Source organism: Streptomyces sp. NPDC057654, assembly GCF_042800135.1.
Lineage (GTDB): Bacteria > Actinomycetota > Actinomycetes > Streptomycetales > Streptomycetaceae > Streptomyces.
The window spans coordinates 1-1,844 of record NZ_JBHVHQ010001237.1 but is presented as its reverse complement, the minus strand read 5'-3'; the positions used below and the strand labels follow the sequence as shown (position 1 = coordinate 1,844).

The following is a 1,844-nucleotide window of genomic DNA, read 5'->3' as shown; positions in this document are numbered from 1 at the left end:
CGGCAGGGTCCGGTGGCCGCGCTGGGCCGCGACAGCCGGGTGCGAGGTCCGTTCGTACACGAGGGGGAGGAGCCGACGCGCCCTGTCGTTCCGCTCGGTGAGGTCAGCGTAATCGAGCGGTCTTCGCACGGGGTGTGAAGTTTTTCCGCCGGTATATGTCGTGGGGTGCGGCGCGATCGGCGCTCTGTCGGGGCGAGTTGGGATGGGGCCGGGTCAGTTGCCGCACCGGCCGGAGCCGGCGAGGTGGACCACCCCCGAGCCGGTCGGCACCCGCTGCCGGTCGTTGCGGACCACGAGGAGGGCGGCGTCGTCGGAGAGCCGGCCTCCGGTGTGCCGCAGCAGCGCGGCCCGTACGCCCGCGATGACCTCCGCCGGGACGATGGGCGCGCTCCGCGCTGCGCGGACGAGGGCGGGGCCGAGGGGGAAGAACGCGCCGCTCCCGTCGCGGGCGTCCTCCACCCCGTCGGTGTGCAGGACGAGCGCGTCGCCGGTCGGCAGCGGCGCGCCGTGCCCGACGGTCAGGTCGGCAGGGAGCGGGAACATCCCGAGCGGCGGCATCGTCTCCCCCATCGTCTCGACGGTGACGCGGCCGCCGCCCCCGGGCCGGGCGTGCAGCCGGTACGGCCAGGGGTGCCCGCAGTTGAGCGCGGCGACCTCGCCGTCCGCGCGGACCTCCAGCAGCAGGACGGTCACGAACTCCTCGGCGGCCATATGGTCGGCCTCGCCGCCGCGGCCGGGCGCGGGCTCGGCCCTGGCCCGCTCCCGCAGGTGCCGCCCGAGGGCACGCTCCAACCGGCGCAGCACGTCGCCCAGTTCGGCCTCGTAGTGCGCCGCTTCCCGGAAGCTGCCGAGCATCGCGGCGACCGTGGCGAGCGCGGCGAGGCCGTGGCCGCGCACGTCGCCCATGACGACCCGCACGCCGTAGGGGGTGGCGAGCGCCGCGTAGAGATCGCCGCCGATCAACGCGCCCTCGCTGGCGGAGAGATGACCGGCGGCGAGCGCCAGCCCGTCGAGCCGCGACGGGGGGCTGCACAGCAGCGCCTCCTGCGCGGTGGCCGCCACCTCACGGGCGCGGGCCAGCTCCGCGGTCAGCCGGCGGCGGCGGGCCATGGCCAGGTATCCGGCGCCGACGACGGCGAGGATCGCGCAGCAGGCGCCGAGTCTGCTGATGAGTTCGCCGCCGCTGACGGGGCCCAGCGGCACCAGCGGCACGAGGGCGAACAGCACGCACGCGCCGCCCAGGCCCAGGCACCGCCGGCGGCCGGTGCCGGCGCAGGCGATGGCCGGGGCGACCGCGAGGAACTGGACGGCCTGCGCGCCGGACGGGGACAGCACGTCCCAGGCGAGCACCCCCAGCACCCACAGGCCGGGCAGCACGAAGACGAACAACCACCGACGGCGCGCCGCCGTCGGCCGCGCGCCCGCCGCCGTTCCCTTACCGATCATGGTCGGCCCCCCTGGCAGCCAATGATGCGGTCGCCCGGACTCGGGTCCCCCCGCCGGACCTCCGTATGCCCCGCGGGTCCGGCGCGGGGTCCGTCCTGCGGACGGACGGCGGGGGTCGGCGACAGGGCCTGGAAGACCGATGGTTCAGCCCGACACGGGCCAGGACGACCCGCACGATTCTCGCGACCATACGCGTCCATGTGACCACTTGGCGTAGAGATCTCACCCGATCGTGTGAGCTGTACGAGCGGATTCGCGCACATGGACCGTCACGTTCCGCCGACTCGCGGGCCGGAGCGCCGGGCGCGGCACGGCGCTCAGGTGCGGTGTTGTTCGGCGTTCTCCGGCGTCCGCCGACGGACGGCGGCGCGATGTACGCGCGAGGGGCGCACCCGGCC

General features: G+C 75.8%; 1 protein-coding gene. It reads right to left on the bottom strand.

Annotated elements, in window-relative coordinates; all coding sequences use genetic code 11:
* Positions 1 to 213 precede the first annotated feature (213 nt).
* Positions 214 to 1,446, bottom strand: coding sequence for a PP2C family protein-serine/threonine phosphatase (locus tag ACFU99_RS42375; protein WP_384403793.1), 1,233 nt, complete (start codon positions 1,444 to 1,446; stop codon positions 214 to 216).
* Positions 1,447 to 1,844 lie beyond the last annotated feature (398 nt).